This window comes from Bacteroides sp. AM41-16 (assembly GCF_003603495.1).
In the GTDB taxonomy this organism is placed as follows: Bacteria; Bacteroidota; Bacteroidia; order Bacteroidales; family Bacteroidaceae; genus Bacteroides; species Bacteroides uniformis.
This window is the reverse complement of record NZ_QTNE01000048.1, coordinates 1-2,169: the sequence shown is the minus strand read 5'-3', so window position 1 is coordinate 2,169 and position 2,169 is coordinate 1. Positions and strand designations below refer to the sequence as shown.

At 35.0% G+C, this 2,169-nt stretch carries 2 protein-coding genes and 1 pseudogene; all 3 read right to left on the bottom strand.

Annotation, left to right across the window (positions count from 1 at the left end):
• Positions 1-32 precede the first annotated feature (32 nt).
• Positions 33-833 carry a 23S rRNA (adenine(2058)-N(6))-methyltransferase Erm(F) gene (erm(F), locus tag DW896_RS21295; RefSeq protein WP_018666020.1) on the bottom strand — a complete coding sequence of 267 codons (801 nt, stop codon included), beginning with the start codon at positions 831-833 and terminating at the stop codon, positions 33-35.
• An 18-nt stretch (positions 834-851) separates the two neighbouring features.
• Entirely contained in the window at positions 852-1,832 is a 981-nt protein-coding gene (locus DW896_RS21290) for an IS30 family transposase (RefSeq protein ID WP_118192121.1), read from the bottom strand.
• A gap of 134 nt (positions 1,833-1,966) precedes the next feature.
• Positions 1,967-2,125 (bottom strand): annotated as a pseudogene (locus DW896_RS21285) (hypothetical protein); the annotation flags it as partial.
• Positions 2,126-2,169: the final 44 nt, after the last annotated feature.

Below are 2,169 nucleotides of genomic sequence, written 5' to 3'. Positions count from 1 at the left end.
AAAAATCATCTTGACAACCACCCGACTTTGAACTACGAAGGATGAAATTTTTCAGGGACAACTTCCAGCATTTCCAAAAAACAGTTTACCCATTGACTTGGAGACAAACAGACAATTTGAGCATTAAGGTTTAAACCGAATTTTTCCGAAATTGACCTGACCTGACTTTTCCTGAAAATCGACTTTAAAGCTGTTTTTACAGATAAATCAGGTTTCTCTAACAGACAGGAAATAAATGCTAAGTATTTGGCTTTAAACTTAAAATCAAAAAATAACTGTTTTCTTTTAATGTTTAACAGGGCTGATTTGACAGTTGGCGGTGGAAAGAAACTTTCAGGACCTACCTCATAGACAAGTTTCAAATCAAAAAAAGTATGATAGAAAACGGTATATGGATTGTAAAGCTTCCTCGAAAATAACTTTTGTGTAGGTTCTAACTGAAGGACAATTGAACCTCCCAGAAAATTTTCAAGACTCTCAAACATCAGGATTTTGAAAATATCGGAAGTAATGCCATAAGGAATATTTGACACCACTTTGAAAGGAAATTTCGGAACTGCAAAATTCCTAAAATCACAACCGACAACTTGAACATTTCGGGCATCAGAAAATAATTTTCGTAAATGTTCAACCAAAGCTGTGTCGTTTTCAATAGCAACAACATTGTTGGCGATTTTTAATAAATGAACAGTAAGGAACCCCTTGCCTGCCCCAATATCTAAAACCGTATCCTGATTACTTATATTTGCTTGTCTTATTGCATCTTTTATTAGCACTTTATCAATAGTAAAGTGCTGACCCGTAAAACGAACGGGCAATTTCTTTTTTGTCATTAGTAACTTCTGCTGAATTCAAGTTCCAAATGCAACGGAATTCATATTAATAATTTGTTTAAATTTTTCGTTTGGTGTGAGGTATCCAAGTCTTTTACGAGGTCTATTATTTAGATTGTTTTCAATCCATTTAATACGCTTGTTGGTTACTTCACTAAAGTCCGTACCCTTTGGGATATACTGCCTGATAAGACCGTTAGTATTTTCATTGGCACCACGCTCCCAAGAGTGGTATGGCTTACAAAAATAGAAATTAATATCTAGTTTTTGTGCTATATCCTCGTGTTTTGCAAATTCTTTTCCATTATCAGCCGTTATTGTGTGTATTAAGTTTTTTACTTTTCGTAATGCCCATACTGTAATCTTTGCTACAGGGATGGCTTCTTTCCCTGATAGCTTACGTATCCATACTCTGCTTGTTGCTCTATCATTAATGGTTAGAATAGCACCTTTGTGATTCTTTCCAATAATTGTATCTATCTCTAAATCACCAAATCTTTCTTTTTGCTCTACAATTGAAGGTCGCTGATCAATCTCCACTCTATTCGGAATAAATCCTCTACCTGCGTTTTTAGAACCACGCTTTGAATATTTGCGTCCTTGCCTTCTAAGAGATTTATGAAGATCCCCACCTTGTCGTTTATCTTGCCATATCCAACAATATATAGTTTCGTGAGATACCATAGCTATATTTTCTACTTGGCTTCTGCCCACTATCTGCTCTGGGCTCAAGTCCTTTCGCAGAAGTTTTTTTACACGCTTCTTCATAGCTTGTGTAAATACCTCCTTTCGCTTCTTTTCAAACTTACGTTTATCTGCCTTTCTTTGGGCAAGATCAGGGTTGTATTTTCCACTACGACTATCGCAATTGCGTTTTATTTCTCTATAAATATTACTCCTATCAACTCCAATAGCTTCAGCTATATCTTTTTTACTCATCGGAACTTGCAACATCTTAGAAATTGCATACCTTTGCTTTTCGGTTATATGTTTACTCATCTACAACTTTTATTTCTTTGGACGGACAATAAAAACAAAGATAGTAACATTATCCATTCAGCAGAGAACAGAGGGAATTGTCTCTCTTTTCTCTCTGAAAAAAATATTACTTATGCAGCTATTAATCCTTTTCTTTAAAAGTTGCATTTATAACTTGAACTCAAGTCAGAATAACCGTCTTTTGTTATTTGATACCCACATGGCTTAACCATAAAAATGCCTAAGCCCTTAGTGTACGAACTTACTTCTGAGGCATAGTCTTTACTTGTATTTAATGGAACTTTCCCTTTAATCAATAGTTCGTTAAAATTTGAGATAATGGCTAAGCAGCTTTACG